The sequence below is a fragment of the Pigmentiphaga sp. YJ18 genome (assembly GCF_038066655.1).
Taxonomy (GTDB): Bacteria; Pseudomonadota; Gammaproteobacteria; order Burkholderiales; family Burkholderiaceae_B; genus Pigmentiphaga.
In genome coordinates this window covers 1,983,747-2,002,023 of sequence record NZ_JBBUKU010000001.1, presented here as the reverse complement: position 1 = coordinate 2,002,023, position 18,277 = coordinate 1,983,747, and the positions used below count along the sequence as shown (strand labels likewise).

Sequence of the window (18,277 nt, the reverse complement as noted above, 5' to 3'; positions counted from 1 at the left end):
GCCCTATTCCACCTTGATCCCGGACTCGGCCACGAAGCCTTGCCAGCGCTTGATCTCGCTCGCCACGAAAGCCCGGAACTCCTCCGGCGTCATATCTCCGGGCGGGCTGCCCATGGCCTCGAGCTTGTCCTTCATCGCGGGCTCGTTCAGGGCCTTGCGCACCACCACCGCCATCTTCTGGACAATGGCGGGAGGTGTCCCGGCCGGTGCCAGCAGGCCCGTCCAGCCGTCCATGCCGAAACCCGGCACGCCCGACTCGGCGATGGTGGGCAGGTCGGGATTGCGGGGGTAGCGCTTGGGACTGGTGATGGCGACCGCGCGCAGCCGGCCGGACTCGATCCAGGGCTGCACGTCGGAGTAGTTGGCGAAGGTCATCTGCACGTCGCCGGCCACGGCTGCCGCGACGGCCGGCGCGCCGCCACGGTAGCGCACGTGCACCATGTCGGTCTTGGTGTCGTACTTGAAGACTTCGCCGGCGAACTGCGTCAGCCCGCCCGCGCCGCCGAAATTCAGCTTGCCGGGATACTTGCGCGCGTAGGCGATCACGTCGCCCACGGTCTTGACCGGCAGCGTGGGATGCACCGCCAGGATCAGCGGGTTGGTGTTCAGCAGCGCCACCGGCGCGAAGTCGTTCAGTCCGTGGTAGTCCACCTTGTAGATGAACTGGTTCAGGGTCTGGGGCGCGGCCAGGCCCACCAGCAGCGTATAGCCGTCGGGCTTGCTCTTGGCCACGTAGGACGTCGCCAGGCTGCCGCTGGCGCCGGGCTTGTTCTCGACGATGAACGGCTGCTTGAACGCGGCCTGCAACGCCTCGGCCGTGATGCGTGCCATCTGGTCGGCGATGCCGCCCGGGGCGTACGGCACGATCAGCCGCACGGTATGTTTCGGCCAATCCGTGTCGTCGGCGGCCTGCGACGGCGCGATACAGGCGGTCCATGCCGCGGCGGCCAGGCCGGCGGCCTTCAAGCTTTTCTTCATGGTGTGTCTCCTCCGGTGCGCAGCGCGCCCTTTATAGTGGAATGACGGTCAGCACGTCGACGCAGCGCGAGTCCAGCACGACCACGCGTTCCCGCAGGCGCGGGCCGTCGCCCTGGGCGTGGACGATGTCCAGGTACTTGCCGACCCCGTACAGCCGGGACTCGCCGGTCTCGAACGTACGATAGACGCTGAAATTGGAACGTACGCGCCAGCTGCCGTCGCCCACCACGGCGATGCGGCTCGGGCCCAGCACGTGCGTGTAGCAGTGCGGCTCGAAGATGTTGGCGGTGCGCAGCGCCGCGACGCGATCGCGCAGCATGCCGCGTCCCTCGCAATGGATGATGCCCACCGGCAGGCCGGCCGCCACGTTCTCGCGCGTGGTCAGCCGGTAGCTGCCGTCGTCGGTGAAGAAGTCCGGCCAGGACTCCAGGTCATCATCGTCCAGCGCGTGGGCGTAATCGGCCATCAGCCTGCCGATCGCGGCCTGGACGTCCTCGCCCACGGCGGGAGAAGAAGAAGTACGAATGGTGGTCTGCATGATCAGCGTTCCGTCAGAATCCCATGATGTCGCGATAGCCGTGCCAGAACCCCCTGACGGAAGCCTCGGTGGCGCGCGACGACTCGTTCGACTCGGCCACGCGGCCGCCCATCTCGATGAACGCCGCGCGTCGCCCCGACCCCACCGTGCCCCGCTGCACGAACTCGTTGATGCAGCCATCCTCCAGCGCCACCAGGCCGGCCGCGCCGGTCAGGTTGGACTGCATGATGCGCATCCTCGACTGTTCGGGCGTATCGCGCTCGTAGCCCAGGAATATCCATTTCAGCTCGGTCTTGTCCACGCCCTGGGGCACGAAGAAGCGGATGGCCAGCGAATTGAGCGTGAACTGGAACACCACGTTGGGGAACACGGTCTGGATGCTATGGGTGATGCCGTCGTCGAACTCCTCCCAGGCATCCAGCAGCTCGGGCCCTTCCAGCGCCGATTCGCCGTGCTTGGCGCCGTACTTGGCGGAGTGCACCTCGGCCGTCAGGTACTCCTTGTCGAGGTTGAAGGTGGCGCGCTTGGAATAGCTGATGTGGTGCCACTTGCGGTCGGACAGGATGATGCCGCCGTCCATGTCCAGCCGGTTGACCTTGAAGGTGGTGTAGAAGGTATGCAGCAGCGTCGCGTGATAGGAATCCCGCACGTTCTCGGCATACAGCTTCCAGTTGTTGTGGATGATCTGGCTGTGCCGGCCCAGCACCTTCAGCGGCCGGCCGAAGTTGCGCTGGATGAAGGCGCTCATGCGCGGCCCCAGGAACTCGTCCAGCGGCGGGGTTTCGTCCGACAGCGTGCCGAACACCAGCCCGCAGAAAACCTGCACGCGCACCGGTTGCAGCCGGTGCGCCTCGACGTCGAAGTCCTCGGGCATGCCGCCCTTGCCGTTGACGCCGTTCTGGAAGGCGATGGACCGCAGCCGGCCATCCAGCCGGTACGACCATGCATGGTAGACACAGGTCAGATTCTTGACCGTGTCCTTGCTTTTCAACGCGACCAGCGCGCCCTTGTGGGCGCAGCGGTTGACCATGCCGTTGACCTGGCCGTCGTGGTCGCGCGCGACGATCACCGGCGTCTCGCCCATCCAGGACGTGACGACGTCGCCGGGCTCGGGAATATCCTGTTCAATGCAAAGAAACTGCCAGACCGGACCGCGGAAGATCCGCTGCTGTTCCCTGTCGTAGACCTCCCGGTCGGAAAAGACCTGGAACGGCACCCGCGTGATGCCTTCGCTGGGCCAGCTGACCAGCGCCTCTCCTGCCTCCATCGTTTTCTCCAATACGCCTCGCGAACTTCGGGCGACGGAACGATGGTAAGGATTTGCCCAGCCGGGGCATAGCCACATGGCTGGAACTCATCATCCCATTTTTGACGCAAATCTCAATCAATTATGAGCGGGACGGCGAGACAGGCCGCCGTCCCGCCCCAGGCTAGCCGATCATTTTCGGCAGCCAGGTGGCGATGCCCGGCAGGAAGAACACCGCGCCCAGCAACAGCAGGCTCATGACCACGTAGGGCACGACCGCGATGAAAATCGTCCCCATGGAGACCGACGGCGGCGCCACGCCGCGCATGGTCATCAGCAGCAGGCCGTGCGGCGGCAGCAGCAGGCCCAGCTGCATGCAGATCAGGAACATGACGCCGAACCACACCGGATCGATGCCCAGCACACCCACGATGGGCATGAAGATGGGCAGCGTGATCATCATCATGCTGATCTGGTCGACGAAGATGCCCAGGAAGATGAGCATCAGCATCATGCCCAGCACGATCAGGCCGGTGGACAGCCCATGGCCGGTGATCAGTTCCACCAGGCCATTGCTCGCGCCCGAGAACGACAGGATCTGGGCGAAGGTCGTGGCCCCCAGGATGATGAACAGGATCATGCCCGAGATGGCGGCCGTTCCCTTGAGCGACTTGACCACCGCTTCCCAGGTCAGGCGCCGGTAGAGCGCGGCCAGCAGCATGGTGGCGAAGGAACCCAGCGCCGCGCATTCGGTGGGCGTGGCCCATCCGGCCGCCAGCGCCCCCACCACGACGCCGAAGATGGACAGCGTGGGCAGCACGTAGGCCACGAACAGATGCCACCGCGCCCAGCCGGTGCGCCGCTCGCCCGTGTCGGACGCCGGCGCCCAGGACGGCGTGATGCGCACGCGCACCACGATCCACAGCACGAAGGCCACCGACAGGATGATGCCCGGCATCACCCCGCCTATCAGCAGCTTGGAGATGGAGATGCCCGACAGCGAGCCCAGCAGCACGGTCAGCGCCGACGGCGGGATCAGCATGTCCACGGCGCCGATGGCCATGATGGGTCCGGTCGCGATGCGGGGGTGGTAGCCGCGCGACAGCATGACGGGCAGCATCAGCGAACCCAGCATGGCGGTGGTGGCGATGGTCGATCCGGAAATGGCCGAGAACACGGTCCCGGCCACCACCGCGACCACGGCCAGGCGGCCGGGCACGCGCGTGATCAGGCGCTCGATGCCGTCGATCACCTTGAGCGCGAGGCCGGTATGGAACAACACCTCGCCCATCAGCACGAACAGCGGGATGGGCGTGAGCGAGAAGGCCGCCACCGAGCTGACGCTGTTGCGGGCGAGCTGCATCAGCCCGATCTCGCCCCCCATGTACAGCCACGCACCGATGATGTTGATGGAGATGAAGGTCAGCGCCACGGGCATGCCGATGAACAGCAGCACCGTGGATCCGCCCAGCAGGATCCAGGCCGCGATCTGCCAGCTCATGATGCGCTCACCGCTTCATTGCGCGGACCCGCCTCGGCATGCAGCAGGCGATGCATGCGGAACAGCATTTCCACCGCCAACAGCAGGAACACCACCGGCAGCGGCGCCAGCATCCACCATTCCGGCGTCACCAGTGTCTTGATGTTCATCGCGCCCGACTGATAGCTGGCCCAGGCGGACTGGGCGCCGTACCAGGCGATCGCCAGGCAGCAGCCCAGGCCCAGCGCGTCGCTCAGCCATTCCAGCCCCCAGGCCAGCCGGCGTGGAATGGCCTGCAGCACGATGTCGACGCGGATGTGCTGGCCCTGGCGCAGCAGCCACGGCGCCAGGCACAGCGTGATCAGGTACAGCATGGCCTCGGACACCTCGTTGCTCCAGGCCAACCCGCGCGGCAGCCCGGCGATGGCGAGGTTGCGCAGCAGCACGTCGGCCACGATGACGAGCATCATGGCCAGCAGCAACGCGCATCCCACGGCGGCGAGCGCCGTCAGCAGCCGCCCGTAGGCGGCGGACACGCGCGCGATCATGGGCGGCTGCCGGCGGCCGGACGGGACAGCAGCGACTTGAAGCGCGCCGCCACCTCGGGACTCTGCTTGGCGGCGGTGGCCCAGCCCACCTCGTAGGCCATGTCGCGATAGCGCCGGGCGGTGGCCTGGTCGAACTTGATGGTCTGGATGCCGGCCTTGGCCTGCCGCGCCGTTTCTTCTTCGGCGTAGCGGTCCCAGAAGCCGTTCTGCGCTTCCAGGGCCAGCAACTGCTTGTTCAGGTAGGCCAGTTGCGGCGGGGTCAGCTTCTTGTAGGCCGGCAGGTTCATGATCAGCGAGACCTCGGCGTCGTAGAAGCCCGGGTCCACGCGGAACTTGGTCTTTTCCTGCCAGTTCAGGTCGAAGATGCCGCCTATGGGCCAGCCGTAGCCGTCCACCACGCCGCGCTCCAGCGCGGTGTAGACCTCGCCCGGAGGCGTGGTGATGACGTTGGCGTTCAGGGCCTGGAAGAACTCGCGGTAGACCGGCGTGATGCGGATCTTCATCCCCGTCAGGTCGGGCTTGTCGATCTTCTTGTTGATGTACAGATGGAAGGGCTGGTGTTCGACCATCCGGGCCAGGTACTGCATGTTGCCCTTCTCGTTCCAGACCTTGTTGATGGCCTCGAACGCGCCGTTCTTGCGCTGCTCGGCGACCGGGATGTCGCTCAGCTTCAGGAAGTCGGACTCGGGCAGCACGTTGGTGTAGAACGCCCCGGTGTTCAGCGCGATGTCGACCACGCCGGTCTTGACCGCGTTGCCCACCTCGAACGGGGGCATGGTCTTGGGGCCGCCCAGGAAATTGAGCTGCAGCACCCCCTTGCCTTCTTCGTTGAACTTCTTGACCCACGCCTGCAGGTGCTGCACGTAGATGCCGTTCTCGGGAAAGGCCGAGATCAGGCGCAGCGTGGTCTGCTGCGCCTGGGCGGGGCCGGCGGACATGGCCGCGCAGGCCAGGAACGCGGCGGCTGCCTTGATGAGCGGAAATTTCATGCGTTGTCTCCTGTCTTTTTTGTACCAACGAGGTGCTGCTTGATGACGCCGCCTTATCCTAGACGGTCGCGAGTTTTTCCTCCAGCGCGCGGCCACTGTCGTCCGACAGCGCCGCCTTGACCAGCGCCCGCAGGCGCACGGGGCCGTCGGCGGCCTGCCGCAGCGCCGGCAGCACCGACATGATGCGCTGGAAGTTGCCCCAGCCGCGCACGTGGGTGTCGCCGTAGCCCTTGATCAGCCGCTGCGCCCGCGCCACTTCCACCGCCAGCGCCGGCTGGCTCGCCGCCAGCGAGACGATGGTATCCATCCATCGCGCCATGCGTTCGCGTTCGACCTGGTAGCGTAGCGAGCCCCGGCGGATGCCGCGCAGCCCCGCCACCGTGTACAGCAGCAGGAAGCCGCGCAGCGAACTGGTGCGCACCACCCTGCCCTTGCGCGTGAACGGCCCGATGCAGGCGCGCGCGAAGGCGCTGCGCATCATCCATCGCCCCAGCCAGGCGGGCATGGCGTCGGCCAGTTCCTCCAGCCGGGGGTGCATGAACTCGTTGATATCCAGTTGCTGCGCCGGCGACAGCCGCACCTCGGCGGCCACGCGGGCGAAGCGCGCGCCGCGCGTCTTCAGGTCGGCCACCCGCGCCACGTCCTCGTAGGTCATCCACAGGGCCAGGTGGCGCGCGGTCTCGGACAAGACCTCCACGCTGGCGGTGCCGCGATCCGGCAGCGCCGCCAGCAGCGGTGCGAGCCGGTCCAGGTATTCGCCGGCATAGGCCACGTCCTGGTAGTCCGCCGCGCGGACCAGGCCGGCGCGCAGCACGGCGTGGCACTCGGCCGGGAATTCGCGCGCCATGCGTTCGTCCAGGGCAGCCAACCGGGGGCCGACGGCGGTCGGCAGGCTGCCCGTGGACGCGGGCGCCTCGGCCGGCGCAACGGCCGCCGCCTCGCGCCGCACGGTGGTCTCGCGCAGCACCGGCGCATCCTGGCCGGCGGCCGCGGCGAAACCCGCGGCGAAGGCTTGCAGGCTGGCCTTCACGCCCACGCCCCCGCGCCGGATCGCGTCCTCGAAAAGCTCGCGCCCGAATGGCAGCGCGCCCGTTGCCGCCAGCGCGCCATACAGCGCCGGGCTGATGGGGCTGCCGGCGTCCTCGGCCATGCGGCTGAAGTCGGCCGCCACGAAGCGCCGCGCCGCCACCTGCCCCCCCTCCAGCAGCGCGATCGAGTCGACCCGGTCGTCGCCCATCGCCGTGCGCTCGGTCATGGAATACACGCGGTGGGTGGACGCGATCAGCGTGGTGCGGTCGTCCGCGACCAGGCCTCGCTGCAGGGCGCGGCCCGCTTCCATCAGTTCGGACGCGATGACCACGTCGACCTCGCCGGGCATCGGCCCCAGCGCCATGACCGGCGCCTTGCCCGGCGGCACGTCCGCCTCGCGGAACATCTCGATGTAGTACACCGTGGCGCCGGTGCGCTGGGCCACCCCCGGCACCGAGGTGGTCTGGGCCAGGTAGCCGTTGTGCTCGGCCAGGTCCACCAGCCAGTCGGCCAGCACGCCACCGCCCTCGCCGCCCATGGCCAGCACCGCGATGGTCAGCGCGCGCGGCGCGCCCGCCTCGTTGGTATGCGTCGCGTTCATGCCGCCAACCCCTCCAGCCGACGGTCGATGCGGCGCTGCAAGGCGCCGATGACGGTCTTCCTGATCCGCGCCTTGAACCTGTCCCAGCGCCCCGGATTGTTGATGATCTCGGCCCGGTAGAACGACGGGCACAGCACGGCGGCGTGCGAGACCTCGCCGCACAGCCCGCAGCCCACGCAGCTGTCCACCACCGCCGCCACCGGATCGGTGCGCAGCGGATCGGGGTTGTCCCGTATGGTCAGCGAGGGGCAGCCGGACAACCGGATACAGGAGTGATCGCCCGTGCACGTGTCGGGATCGACGCCGAAGCGTTCGCGCACGACGCGCCGGCCTTCGCCTATGGCCTTGCGCATCAGCGGGCGCACGCGGCGCTGCTTGTTCAGCATGCATTCGCTCTGCGCCACCACCACCTTCGGACCCTTCTCACGCGTGGTCAGCGCCTCGCGCAGCGTGTCGCGCATCTGCGCCACGCTATAGGTGCGCGTCACCGTCCGCACCCATTTCACACCCACCCCGCGCACGGCGTTCTCGATGGGGTTGTTGGTGCTGCGTATCGGGTTCTCGGCCTTGGACGACAGCACGTCCTGTCCGCCGGTGGCGGCCGAATAGCCGTTGTCCACCACCAGCAGCACGTTGTCGGTCTCGTTGAACACGGCATTGCCCACGCCGCTGGTCAGCCCGTTGTGCCAGAACCCGCCGTCGCCCATGATGGAGATGGTGCGGCGGGAGGTCTCGCGCGTGTTCAGCGCCGAGGCGCCGGCCCACCCCAGGCCGTAGCCCATGGTCGTGGCGCCCAGGTTGAAGGGCGGCAGCACCGAGAACAGATGGCAGCCGATGTCGCAACTGATGTGGTGCTGGCCCAGTTCGCGCTCGACCAGCTTGATGGCGGTGAAGATGGGGCGTTCCGGGCAGCCGGTACAGAACGACGGCGGCCGGCCCTGGACCTGGTCGGCGGCCCGCTGGATGGCGAAGGCCTTGGGATTGTCCGGCATGCGCGCGGGCGTGGCCGGCCGCGCGGCGCGGGGCAGCGTCCGCCCGTCGAGCAGGCCGGGCTCGTAGCGGCGCACATATTCCGCCAGTCCCTTGAGCAGCACGCCGCCGGTATATTCCCCCGCCATCGGCAGCACGTCCTTGCCGTGGACCCGCGTATTCAGGTCGGCTCGCCGCAGGATGGCGTGGACCGCCTGCTCGATGTAGTCGGGCTGCCCCTCTTCCACGATCAGGATGCCGCGCTTGCCGGCGCAGAAGCGGACGAACTCCTCGTCCACCAGGGGATAGGTCACGTTCAGCACGTACAGCGGAATCCGCGACTGGCCGAAGGCGTCGGCCAGCCCCAGCAGCTCCAGCGCACGCAGCACGCCGTTGTACATGCCGCCCTGCATGACGATGCCGATGTCCTGGTCATCGGCGCCGAAGAATTCGTTCATGCCGTGCTGGGTGATGTAGCGCACCGCCGCCGGCCAGCGCTTGGCCACCTTTTCCTGCTCGTGCAGGTAGGAGGCCGGCGGCAGCACGATGCGGTTGACGTCGCGCGCGGGGTGCTCGATGGCGTCCTTGAGCGTGAACGCCGGGCGCTTGTTGGCCCGCGTCGTGAAACGGCCATGGACGTGGCAGGCGCGGATGCGCAGTTGCAGCATGACAGGCGTATTGCTGGCCTCGGACAACTCGAAGCCGCGCTCGACCGCGCCCACCATGCTTTCCAGGTTGGGCCGCGGATCCAGCAGCCAGACCTGCGACTTCATCGCGAAGGCATGCGAGCGCTCCTGCATGATGCTGGAGCCTTCGCCGTAGTCCTCGCCCACGATCAACAGCGCGCCGCCGGTCACGCCGCCGGAAGCCAGGTTGGCCAGCGCATCCGAGGCCACGTTGGTGCCCACGGTGGACTTGAAGGTGACGGCGCCGCGCAGCGGATAGTTGACCGAGGCCGCCAGCGTGGCGGTGGCCGTCGCCTCGGAGGCGCTGTGCTCGAAGTGGACGCCCAGCTCTTCCAGGATGTCGTTCGCGTCGGTCAGCACATCCATCAGGTGCGAGATCGGCGCCCCCTGGTATCCCGCCACGTACGACACGCCGGACTGCAGCAGGGCCTTGGTCACGGCCAGGATGCCCTCGCCGCGGAACTCCTCGCCTTCGCCCAGCTTCAGCTTGCCGACCTCGTTCGTGAACGAACGCTCCGCCATGGTCCCGTTCTCCTCTGCCTGGTGTCAGCGCACCATTCTTCTCCAGCACCCGGCCACGGGCTAATGGTTTATTCGTATATTCCACATTTGTTTGGTGAATACCTCGTAGTATCCCTATAAGGAAAATCCATGTCTGCGTCGTCGGGTCCGCCTTGATTTCCACTCTTTTCCGGTATTGATAAATCCATCTTTTGCTGCCAGCATGGCACTTGCGGTTTTGCTGCAAGGAGCGTGCTGTGAAGCAAGATCCTGGCTGGAACCAGACGGCCCGCACGGACGCCACGGGCGCCGGCATGTCCCGCCGTGGCTTCCTGAAGGCCATCGCGGTGGGCGGCGTCACGGTGTGGATAGCCCCCTTGTACAGCGCCGCGTTCGGCGCCCTGTTCGAAGAACGCATCCTGCGCGGCGCGCAGTGGAACCCGGCCGACGGCCATACCCGCTTCCGGATCGACGGCCACGAGAAAGTGGTGGGCGGCAAGGTCTTCGCCCGCGACATCCGCGCCGCCGACATGCCGCACTGGCCCAAGCAGCAGTCCCATGCCCTCATCCTTCGCGCCACGCAGGCCGACCGGACCTACGCCGGCTTCGACCTCGCGTCGCTGGGGGACGACCTCAAGCCCGACCGCGTGGTCACGGCCGAGGACCTGGCCCGCGACAAGCTGGCCTTCCCCGGCTTCTATGGCGATGACATGCTGCTGCCCGCGGGCAAGACGCCCGCCTACCTGGGGCACGCGGTCGCCATCCTGATCTTCCACGATTTCGCGCGCTACCAGCTCGCCCGCGGACGGCTGCGCGCCGCCCGGGACGTCATCCGCTACGGCGCGGCGACCGGACCGCTCGACCGCGAACCCTGGGGCGTGTTCCGGTACGTCCGCGTGGGCGGCGCATCGCCGGACGACGAGGATGCTTACTCCAGCCTGAAAGACAGTCCCCTCTTCCCCACGGAAAAGAAAACCCTGATCTGGCCCTCGACCAAGCCCGAGGACAGCCTGGACGCGCGGGGCATGCGCGCGGCCGAGCAGATCGGCGCGGAACTGGCCGCGCCGCCCGCGGACTGGCTGGTCATGAAGCGCCGCTACACGACGCAGTCGATCGACACCGCCGCGCTCGAGCCGGACAACGCGAACTGCTGGTACGACCCGGCCACCCGTTCGCTGCACATGGTGCTGGCCACGCAGTCGCCGCAGGAAGTGGCCGAGGCCGCCGCCAAGATGGTGGCCGACAGCGGCTTTCCGCTGGAACACCTGTTCGTGCATCCCTGCTACACGGTCGGGTACGGCTCGAAGGACCACTGCAACGTGCCGTTCTACGGCCTGGTCGCCGCGCTGTACGGCGACGGCCATCCGGTGCGCTTCGCGGTGGACCGCTTCGAGCACTTCCAGACCTCGCTCAAGCGCCATGCCTTCGACATGCAGTACACCATGGCGGTGGACCGCAAAACGGGCAAGCTCCAGTCCTTCCAGGGCACGTTCACGGGCAACGGCGGCGGGCGTTCGAATTTCTCGCCCTCGGTAGTCATGGTGGCCGCCACCGCCGCGCAGTCGGTCTATTACTTCCCCAAGAACGACCTGATCGCCGTGGCCGAGGCCACCCGGGCCATCGACGCCGGCTCGGCGCGCGGCTACGGCACGCTGCAAAGCATGGCCGCCACCGAGATGATGATCGACGAGATGGCCGAGGAACTCGGCATCGATCCGATCGAGTTCCGCGTCCGCAACGCGCTGCTGTCGGGCATGAAGAACACCCAGGGCGCCATCGCCGGCGGCGCGCTGCGGGTGGACGAGGTGCTCGAGCGCGCGCGGCGCCATCCGTTGTGGACCGAACGCGCCCAGCGCAAGCGCGACTACGAGGCCGCGCATCCGAACGAACGCTATGGCGTGGGCTTCGGCTGTGTGCAGAAGGACTTCGGCACCGGCGGCGAGGCCGCCTTCGTCCGCGTGGCGCTGACACCGGAAGGACGCATCGTGCTGCACCATACCGGCGTCGAGATCGGCACCGGCATGAGCACTTCGCAGGCCGTGATGTGCGCCGAATGGTTCGGCCGCCCCGCCGACGAAGTGCGCACCGCGGTCACCGACTGGTCCGACCTGCCCATGGTCGGCAACGTCGATACCTACACGGTCAAGCAGGAGGAGCAGGACCGGCTGGCCGCCGATCCGATGTGGACGCCGGTCCACGCCTCGCCCTCCAGCGCCAGCAACTCGGTCTACTTCTTCGGGCACGCCACGAAGGAAACCGCCCGCGTCGTGTTCGAGCACGGCCTGTGGCCGGCCGCGATGGCGATCTGGACTCGCGGCATCGGCGGCGGCCAGGCCGCGCCCCTGGTCGTGCGGCGCGAGGACGCCCGCTGGACCGAACGCGGCCTGACCGCGAACGGCTTGGAGCCCCTGCCGCTGGAGCGCCTGGTCAAGACCGCCTACGAAGCGAACTTCGTGACCGCTGCGGTGGGCCATACCTTCAACCGCTGGCAATGGGCCGAGGCCGACTTCGACGTGGGCGGCCAGAAGGTCCGGCGGCCGCTGGACGGCCTGGCCGTGCGCTACGGCGACGGCAGCCGCTCGCCCCAGCCCTACGACGTCATCAAGCGCTCGAACGTCTTCTATCCACCGGCCCAGCGCAACAACGCCGGCGTCACCTACTACAGCGCCAATGCCGCCCTGGCCGAGCTGGCCGTCAACCCGACCAGCGGCAAGGTGCGGCTGCTGTCGCATCACTCGGTGCTGGAATGCGGCAAGCCGGTGGTCGAGGAACTGGTATCGGGCCAGTTGCAGGGAGGCATCGCGATGGGCATCGGCCACGCGCTGCACGAGTATCTGCCGCTGTACGAGGACGGCCCCGGCAACGGCACCTGGAACTTCGACCGCTACCATCTGCCGCGCGCGCACGACGTGGCCGTCTGGAGCCAGACCGGCGACATCCTGCCGCCCATCTCCGACACCGATCCCCCCAAGGGCATCGCGGAAGTCGTCATGATCCCCATCGTCGCCGCCATCGTGAACGGCATCGCGCATGCCATCGGCCACCGCTTCACCGACCTGCCGGTCACGCCGGAAAAAATACGGGAGGTCCTGGAACCATGACGATCACGACCTCGCCCCTGACGCTGACCATCAACGGCAAGCAGGTCGGGCCCATGGACGTGCCCGACACCTTGATGATGGTCGATTTCCTGCACGAGTACCTGGGACTGACCGGCTCGCGCTTCGGCTGCGGCATCGGTGTCTGCCACGCCTGTACGGTGCTGCTGGACGGTCCCGGCGGCGCCGAGGAGATCCGCACCTGCATCACCGGCGCGCATTACTTCAACGGCAAGCGTATCCGGACCATAGAAGGCCTGGCCGAGCGCGACGGCCAGCAGAAAATCATCGCCATCACCCCCGTGCAGCAGGCCTACCTGGACCACTACAGCTTCCAGTGCGGCTACTGCACGCCCGGTTTCGTGATCGGCGCGACCGCGCTGATGGAGCGGCTCAAGGCCGATCCCGTGCGCGCCGACCAGCTGGAAGACACGATCACCGAACACCTGGGCCGCCACATCTGCCGCTGCACCGGCTACGTGCGCTACTTCGAGGCGGCCAAGGCCGTGATCCTCGCCACCCCCGGCCTGGTTACCAAGGAGAAATGACATGGCCCGCCCGTCCCCCTGGCGACGCGGTCCCATCGTCGCCCTCGTCGTCCTGGTCCTGATCGTCGCCGCCGTCGCCGCGGCGATCCTGGGCAACCGCGACGCGCCGCCCGACCGTGAGCCCCAGCAGGTCCAGGCCACGCAGGAACAATTGCAGCTGGGCCGCTACCTGGCCCGGGCCGCCGATTGCGCCGCCTGCCACCAGGTCGCCGACGGCGCCGCCTATGCCGGCGGCTTCCCTTTGCAGACGCCGTTCGGCACGCTGTACGGCACCAACATCACGCCCGACCCCGACCACGGCATCGGCCGCTGGACCGCCGACGAATTCCACCGTGCGCTGACCGAAGGCAAGGCCCCGCACGGCCGCAATCTCTACCCCGCCATGCCGTACACGGCCTACCACGACATCCCGCGCGCCGATTCCGACCTGATCTACGCCTATCTGATGAACGTGCGGCCCAGCGCCCAGCCCAACAAGAAGCCCGAAATTCCTTTCCCGCTCAACCTGCGCATCCTGATGACAGGCTGGAACCTGCTGTTCTTCGACCACGATCCGCTGCCCGCCGCCTCGCAGGGCGAATCGCAGCAATGGGTGCGCGGACGCTACCTGACCAACGTGCTGGGCCACTGCGGCGAATGCCACACCCCGCGCGGCAAGCTGGGTCAGCTGCACCGCGACGACTGGCTGCAAGGCTATACCCTGAACCGCTTCGAGGCGCCGTCCCTGACCCCGCAGGCCCTGGCCGAACGCGGCTGGACGCCGGAAGACCTGCAACGCTTCCTGCGCACCGGTCTCGCGCCCCAGGGCATCGCCGCCGACGAGATGTACCCCGTCATCCTGCACAGCACCCAGTACCTGAACGACGACGACCTGAAGGCCATGTCCACCTTCCTGCTGGGCGACTCGCCCCCCAAGCCCGTCCCCGCCCCCCAGGCCAAGCCCGACGCCGGCCCGCCCTCCCCCGGCCGCCGCGTCTACCTGAACACCTGCGCCGCCTGCCACGGCGTCGACGGCGAAGGCCACCCACCCGGCATGCCCCCCCTGGCCGCCAACAGCACCGTCCGCCTGGAAAGCCCGCGCAACCTGCTGCTCTCCATCCTGGACGGCCTGCCCGCCCAACGCCTGCCCGACGGCACCAGCATCGGCGACATGCCCGGCTTCGCTCATCGCCTGACCGACGACGAGGTCGCCCAACTGACCAACTACATGCGCACCACCTGGAGCGCCCGCGAAGGCCAGGTCACCGCCGCGGATGTAGCGAAGCTGCGCGAGGGCAAATGAAGGGGGGCAACCCCCCTTCATTTGCCTGCTGAATATTCCGTAGAATCCTCATAAGGGCCCCGGACACAGCCGTCTCAAGAACCAGAAACCCCCATGAACTTCCGCCAACTAGACCTGAATCTCCTACGCGTCCTGGTCGCCATCCACCAAACCCGCTCCGTCACCGCCGCCGGCAAACTCCTCTCCCTTTCCCAGCCCGCCACCAGCAACGCCCTGGCCCGCCTGCGCTACTTCTTCGACGACGAACTCTTCCTGCGCACCCCCCAGGGGCTGGTCCCCACCCGCATCTGCGAACAGGTCGCGCCGACCGTCGCGGCGGAATTGCGCGCCCTGGAAACCGCGGTAACGGGGCGCGAGGCTTTCGACCCCCAGCACAGCCATGTCGAATGGCGAGTCTCCATGTCGGACCTGGGCGAAATGACCTTCCTGCCCACCCTGGCCGCGGCGCTGCACACCGAAGCCCCCCACTCGCGGCTGACCAACATTTCCGTGCCCGCCAACGACGTCGCCGCCGCCCTGGAAGCGCGCGAGATCGACTTCTGCCTGGGCATCCTGCATCCCAAGCAACGCGGCATCCAGGCCGACGTGCTGTTCCACGAGCCCTACGTCGCCATCACCTCGCCGCACTGGACGCCCACGCCCAGGCACAAGGGCAAGACACTGAGCCCCGCTGAATTGGCGAGCGCATCGCTGCTGGTGGCCTCGCCCACGGCGACCTTCCACGACAGCGTCAGCGAAATGCTCACGCGCCTGAAGCTCGACGATCGCATCGCCGTGCGGGCGCGCCACTTCGGCGCGCTGCCCGAAATGGTCATGAACTCGCGCATGCTGGCCATCGTACCTACGACGTATGCGCGCAACGCCCAGCCACGCTACGGATTCAAGGTATGGACCCTGCCCTATGCGCCCGCCTACGACGTGCGCCTGCTATGGCACGCCAGCACCGCGCGCGATCCGTCGCTGCAGTGGGTACGGGCGCTGGTGCACAGGCTGTTCCGGGTGCCCGCGGCGGGCGAGGATGGCGCCGCTCCGGCCAAACGCGCGCGGCGGCGGGCGGCGCCTCAGTGATAGTCGTCTTCGCGCTGGTGCCGTACGGCAAGGATGGTGACGGAATCAGGCCCATCGATCTCGAACAGGGCTACGTAACCCATACGGCCGAAGGGAATCAGCAGTTCGCGCAGGTAGGGCGAATGCGGCGTCGCTTTTCTGCAGGTATAGGGCGAACGCTCGAGAATCTCGACGCCATCCCGGATTGCGACCAAGGCCTGGGCGGCCAGGCCCGGATCATCGGGATCCCTCTCCAGGACAAAATCATAGAGCCGCAGAAGGTCCTGCTCGGCTTCCCGCGTGAAACGGACGCGGTACATCAAGGCCGCTTGCGCCGGTCGACCTTCGCTGTCTCCAGGCGCTGCTGCAGCTTGTCCAATACGGCTTGCGACGATGCGTAGTCCCCCGACTCCCGCGCCTGATCACGCGAGGCCAAGGCCCGGGCCAGGAAAGCAGCCTGCGCCTCGCGGCGCGATACAGCCGAACGAACAGCCTGCTCGACGAAGCTGGACAAACTCTCACCGGCTTCGAGGACTCTTTCAGCAGCCTCGCGCAATTCCGGCTCTACCCGCAGGGGAGGAAGCGTGGCGGTTTTCATGGCAACTCCCAAATGCATCGCATTTGCAATACATTAGCGCAACGCAGGGCCATCGGCAAGCCAGGGGACGTATTCAATCCGCCTGGCGCACCTCGGCCCGGATGGCTTCCCGCACCCGCGCCGCCATCGCATGGCGATGGTCCTCGTCGCCGTTCTCGGCCGCGGCGGGCGGCAGGTACACGACCTGTACCGCCACGCCGGTCGAGCCCAGCACCCGCCAGGCATTGCCCATCAGCGTCTCCTCGCCCACATAGGAAGGCAAGGTACTGCGCGTGCCATGGTGGAGATAGCGCAGCGCCACCGGCAGCACCGGCACGCCAGCACGCCGGGCGGGCTCGAACAAGCCGGCGTGGAAAGGCAGCACGTCCAGGCCGTCGGAGGTCGTGCCTTCGGGAAAGAGTCCGATCAACTGGCCACGCGCGAAGCGCTCGCCCATGGCCTGGGCCACGTGGTGCAGGGCGCGCCGGTTGCCCCGTTCGATGAACACCGTACCCACGCCCGCGATCAGCCAGCCCAGCACCGGCCAGTCGCGCAGCTCGCGCTTGCCGACGAAGATGGTGCAGCGCACGCTGCTGAGCGCGTAGATGTCCAGCCACGATACGTGGTTGGCGATCAGCAGCGCCGCCCCCTCGACCGGCGGATGGCCGCTGACGTAGACCCGGACGCCGCACCACCGCAGCAGCCAGCGCGACCACCAGCAGTTGATCCGGTCACGCCGCGCCACGTCGAACCGCCGGAACACGGTAGCCAGCACGATCAGCCCGAATATCACCCACAGGGTGACGAGCAGGAACCGCAGCGAGAACCGCAGCAGGTGCGCGGCCAGGCGAAACCAGGCGCGCACGATCAGACAGCCGCCTCATACGCGACGTGGCCCGCGACGATGGTCATGCGGACCTTGCCGGGCAGCTCCATGCCCAGGAACGGCGTGTGCTTGCCCTGGCTTTGCAGGCTGTCCTCGCTGACCAGCCAGTGCGCGTCCAGGTCGACCAGGCAGAGGTCGGCCAGCGCCCCGGCGCCCAGCTGCCCGCACGAGGCCAGCACCTTGGTGCCCAGGACCCGGGCGGGCTCGCTGGTGACGCGCGCCACCGCGCGCGAGACCGGCAGGTCGGCGTCGCGGGCCCATTTCAGCGCCAGCGACAGCAGCAGCTCCAGGCCCGTGGCGCCGGGCTCGGCCTCGCCGAAGGGCAGCAGCTTGTAGTCCTCGTCCACCGGCGTGTGGTCCGAGCAGATCGCGTCGATGGTGCCGTCCGCCAGGGCGGCCTGGATGGCGTCGCGGTCGCGCTGCCCGCGCAGCGGCGGCGTCAGCCGGCAGTGCGCGTCGAAGTAGCCGATGTCCACGTCGGTCAGGTGCACGTGGTGAGCGCTGACGTCGCAGGTCACCGGCAGGCCCTCGGCGCGGGCGCGGCGCACCAGCTCGATCCCGGCGGCGCTGGAGATGCGGCACAGGTGCAGGCGCGCGCGGGTGGCGCGCTGCAGCTCGAACAGCGTATGCAGGGCGATGGTCTCGGCCTGCTCGGGAATGCCGGCCAGGCCCAGGCGCGAAGCCATGGCGCCGCTGGCGGCCACGCCCTCGCGGGCCAGCCAGGGGTCTTCCGGGCGCAGCCAGATCGCGTAGTCGAAGGTGCGGGCGTACTGCATGGCGCGCAGCAGCACGTTGGTGTCGGCGATGTGCGCATCCGCCTGCGAGAACGCCACGCAGCCGGCCTCGGTCAGCTCGGCCATCTCGGTGATGATCTCGCCCTTCAGGCCGACCGTCATCGCGCCCAGCGGGTAGACGTGCGACTGGTTCAGCTGGCGCGCGCGGTGCTTGAGCATCTCGACCAGGCCGGGCTCGTCCAGCACCGGATCGGTGTCGGGCGGCAGCACCAGGCTGGTCACGCCGCCCGCCAGCGCCGCCTGCAATTCGGACTCCAGCGTGGCGCGATGCTCGAAGCCGGGCTCGCGCAGCCGGGCCGACAGGTCCACCAGGCCGGGCAGGACCGCCAGGCCCCGCGCGTCGACCAGGCGGTTGGGCACGAAGCCCGCCGGCGCCTGGCCGATGCCGACCACGCGCCCCGCGGCGATGTAGATGTCGTTGACGGCGTCCACGCCGTTGGCCGGGTCGATCAGGCGGCCGCCCTGGATATGGATTTTCAT

The 18,277-nt window shown here is 68.1% G+C and carries 16 protein-coding genes; 4 read left to right on the top strand and 12 right to left on the bottom strand.

Annotated features, from left to right (window positions below; genetic code table 11):
- Positions 1 to 3 precede the first annotated feature (3 nt).
- The 8 genes from WKR98_RS09785 to WKR98_RS09750 form a co-directional block, all read right to left on the bottom strand.
- A complete protein-coding gene (locus WKR98_RS09785; protein ID WP_124687923.1) occupies positions 4 to 978 on the bottom strand; it encodes a Bug family tripartite tricarboxylate transporter substrate binding protein in 975 nt (324 codons plus the stop codon).
- A gap of 31 nt (positions 979 to 1,009) precedes the next feature.
- Positions 1,010 to 1,516 carry an aromatic-ring-hydroxylating dioxygenase subunit beta gene (locus tag WKR98_RS09780; protein ID WP_124687922.1) on the bottom strand — a complete coding sequence of 169 codons (507 nt, stop codon included), beginning with the start codon at positions 1,514 to 1,516 and terminating at the stop codon, positions 1,010 to 1,012.
- A gap of 13 nt (positions 1,517 to 1,529) precedes the next feature.
- A complete protein-coding gene (locus WKR98_RS09775) occupies positions 1,530 to 2,783 on the bottom strand; it encodes an aromatic ring-hydroxylating oxygenase subunit alpha (RefSeq protein ID WP_124687921.1) in 1,254 nt (417 codons plus the stop codon).
- A 163-nt stretch (positions 2,784 to 2,946) separates the two neighbouring features.
- Entirely contained in the window at positions 2,947 to 4,263 is a 1,317-nt protein-coding gene (locus WKR98_RS09770) for a TRAP transporter large permease (RefSeq protein WP_124687920.1), read from the bottom strand.
- Positions 4,260 to 4,790: a TRAP transporter small permease gene (locus tag WKR98_RS09765; RefSeq protein WP_341432759.1), complete on the bottom strand. Its 531-nt coding sequence runs from the start codon at positions 4,788 to 4,790 to the stop codon at positions 4,260 to 4,262. Before WKR98_RS09765 ends, WKR98_RS09770 begins: the two co-directional genes overlap by 4 nt.
- Positions 4,787 to 5,779 carry a TRAP transporter substrate-binding protein DctP gene (gene dctP, locus WKR98_RS09760; protein ID WP_341432758.1) on the bottom strand — a complete coding sequence of 331 codons (993 nt, stop codon included), beginning with the start codon at positions 5,777 to 5,779 and terminating at the stop codon, positions 4,787 to 4,789. The genes WKR98_RS09765 and dctP overlap by 4 nt, the downstream gene beginning before the upstream one ends.
- Before the next feature lie 58 nt (positions 5,780 to 5,837).
- On the bottom strand, positions 5,838 to 7,409 hold the full coding sequence (locus WKR98_RS09755) for an indolepyruvate oxidoreductase subunit beta family protein (protein WP_341432757.1): 1,572 nt from the start codon (positions 7,407 to 7,409) through the stop codon (positions 5,838 to 5,840).
- Positions 7,406 to 9,586: an indolepyruvate ferredoxin oxidoreductase subunit alpha gene (locus WKR98_RS09750; RefSeq protein ID WP_341432756.1), complete on the bottom strand. Its 2,181-nt coding sequence runs from the start codon at positions 9,584 to 9,586 to the stop codon at positions 7,406 to 7,408. Before WKR98_RS09750 ends, WKR98_RS09755 begins: the two co-directional genes overlap by 4 nt.
- A 293-nt stretch (positions 9,587 to 9,879) precedes the next feature.
- Here WKR98_RS09750 and WKR98_RS09745 point away from each other — a divergent pair, with 293 nt between their 5' ends.
- From WKR98_RS09745 to WKR98_RS09730, 4 genes are all read left to right on the top strand, one after another.
- Positions 9,880 to 12,666 (top strand): xanthine dehydrogenase family protein molybdopterin-binding subunit, encoded by a 2,787-nt coding sequence (locus WKR98_RS09745; RefSeq protein ID WP_341433846.1) that lies wholly within the window; start codon positions 9,880 to 9,882, stop codon positions 12,664 to 12,666.
- Positions 12,663 to 13,211: a (2Fe-2S)-binding protein gene (locus tag WKR98_RS09740; RefSeq protein WP_341432755.1), complete on the top strand. Its 549-nt coding sequence runs from the start codon at positions 12,663 to 12,665 to the stop codon at positions 13,209 to 13,211. Before WKR98_RS09745 ends, WKR98_RS09740 begins: the two co-directional genes overlap by 4 nt.
- A gap of 1 nt (position 13,212) precedes the next feature.
- A complete protein-coding gene (locus WKR98_RS09735) occupies positions 13,213 to 14,493 on the top strand; it encodes a c-type cytochrome (RefSeq protein ID WP_341432754.1) in 1,281 nt (426 codons plus the stop codon).
- Positions 14,494 to 14,586: 93 nt separating this feature from the next.
- The gene (locus tag WKR98_RS09730) at positions 14,587 to 15,561 is read left to right on the top strand and encodes a LysR family transcriptional regulator (protein ID WP_124687914.1); all 975 of its coding nucleotides are present in this window, start codon (positions 14,587 to 14,589) and stop codon (positions 15,559 to 15,561) included.
- On the opposite strand, the gene WKR98_RS09725 is transcribed toward WKR98_RS09730, so the two are convergent.
- From WKR98_RS09725 to WKR98_RS09710, 4 genes are all read right to left on the bottom strand, one after another.
- Positions 15,555 to 15,863 carry a type II toxin-antitoxin system RelE/ParE family toxin gene (locus WKR98_RS09725; RefSeq protein ID WP_124687913.1) on the bottom strand — a complete coding sequence of 103 codons (309 nt, stop codon included), beginning with the start codon at positions 15,861 to 15,863 and terminating at the stop codon, positions 15,555 to 15,557. The two genes, WKR98_RS09730 and WKR98_RS09725, sit on opposite strands and share 7 nt — an antisense overlap.
- Entirely contained in the window at positions 15,860 to 16,138 is a 279-nt protein-coding gene (locus WKR98_RS09720) for a YlcI/YnfO family protein (protein ID WP_124687912.1), read from the bottom strand. The genes WKR98_RS09725 and WKR98_RS09720 overlap by 4 nt, the downstream gene beginning before the upstream one ends.
- 73 nt (positions 16,139 to 16,211) lie before the next feature.
- The gene (locus tag WKR98_RS09715; protein WP_341432753.1) at positions 16,212 to 16,982 is read right to left on the bottom strand and encodes a lysophospholipid acyltransferase family protein; all 771 of its coding nucleotides are present in this window, start codon (positions 16,980 to 16,982) and stop codon (positions 16,212 to 16,214) included.
- 2 nt (positions 16,983 to 16,984) lie between these two features.
- A complete protein-coding gene (locus tag WKR98_RS09710) occupies positions 16,985 to 18,277 on the bottom strand; it encodes a dihydroorotase (protein WP_124687911.1) in 1,293 nt (430 codons plus the stop codon).

Bases quoted from the DNA above. Each gene is read 5' to 3' on its own strand.
- dctP (WP_341432758.1), bottom strand. From the start codon at position 5,779: ATGAAATTTCCGCTCATCAAGGCAGCCGCCGCGTTCCTGGCCTGCGCG.
- WKR98_RS09710 (WP_124687911.1), bottom strand. From the start codon at position 18,277: ATGAAAATCCATATCCAGGGCGGCCGCCTGATCGACCCGGCCAACGGC.
- WKR98_RS09730 (WP_124687914.1), top strand. From the start codon at position 14,587: ATGAACTTCCGCCAACTAGACCTGAATCTCCTACGCGTCCTGGTCGCC.
- WKR98_RS09785 (WP_124687923.1), bottom strand. From the start codon at position 978: ATGAAGAAAAGCTTGAAGGCCGCCGGCCTGGCCGCCGCGGCATGGACC.
- WKR98_RS09740 (WP_341432755.1), top strand. From the start codon at position 12,663: ATGACGATCACGACCTCGCCCCTGACGCTGACCATCAACGGCAAGCAG.
- WKR98_RS09780 (WP_124687922.1), bottom strand. From the start codon at position 1,516: ATGCAGACCACCATTCGTACTTCTTCTTCTCCCGCCGTGGGCGAGGAC.
- WKR98_RS09745 (WP_341433846.1), top strand. From the start codon at position 9,880: ATGTCCCGCCGTGGCTTCCTGAAGGCCATCGCGGTGGGCGGCGTCACG.
- WKR98_RS09755 (WP_341432757.1), bottom strand. From the start codon at position 7,409: ATGAACGCGACGCATACCAACGAGGCGGGCGCGCCGCGCGCGCTGACC.
- WKR98_RS09770 (WP_124687920.1), bottom strand. From the start codon at position 4,263: ATGAGCTGGCAGATCGCGGCCTGGATCCTGCTGGGCGGATCCACGGTG.
- WKR98_RS09720 (WP_124687912.1), bottom strand. From the start codon at position 16,138: ATGAAAACCGCCACGCTTCCTCCCCTGCGGGTAGAGCCGGAATTGCGC.
- WKR98_RS09775 (WP_124687921.1), bottom strand. From the start codon at position 2,783: ATGGAGGCAGGAGAGGCGCTGGTCAGCTGGCCCAGCGAAGGCATCACG.
- WKR98_RS09750 (WP_341432756.1), bottom strand. From the start codon at position 9,586: ATGGCGGAGCGTTCGTTCACGAACGAGGTCGGCAAGCTGAAGCTGGGC.
- WKR98_RS09735 (WP_341432754.1), top strand. From the start codon at position 13,213: ATGGCCCGCCCGTCCCCCTGGCGACGCGGTCCCATCGTCGCCCTCGTC.
- WKR98_RS09765 (WP_341432759.1), bottom strand. From the start codon at position 4,790: ATGATCGCGCGCGTGTCCGCCGCCTACGGGCGGCTGCTGACGGCGCTC.